This is a genomic window from Paraburkholderia sp. SIMBA_030, assembly GCF_046535245.1.
Lineage (GTDB): Bacteria > Pseudomonadota > Gammaproteobacteria > Burkholderiales > Burkholderiaceae > Paraburkholderia.
Map to the genome: position 1 here is coordinate 1 of NZ_JAWRXB010000443.1, position 275 is coordinate 275.

The 275-nt window shown below is 34.2% G+C and carries 1 protein-coding gene; it reads left to right on the forward strand.

The genetic code is table 11. The features are described 5' to 3' along the window. The coding region (locus SB772_RS40705; RefSeq protein WP_410838611.1) for a hypothetical protein at window positions 1-275 on the forward strand (275 nt) is incomplete at both ends.

The following is a 275-nucleotide window of genomic DNA, read 5'->3' on the forward strand; positions in this document are numbered from 1 at the left end:
CTATGAGATTGGGTAGTGTTTTCTCAATGTCTGGTCAATCTTTATTCCCAAAAAATAATGAAAATAAATACTCATTACTAGCATTACTCAATTCAGAAGTAACAACAACTCTTCTAAAAGATATTAATCCTGGTCGTTTTTTTCAATCAGGCTATGTTAACTCTTTGCCTTATCCGCCAAGGTGGCAAGAGTATTCAGGAGACTTAAGTACAGTTGGATTCTCTATTTTAAATCAATACCTGCTATTGGCATCTTTTGATGAGCGATCTCCTTTT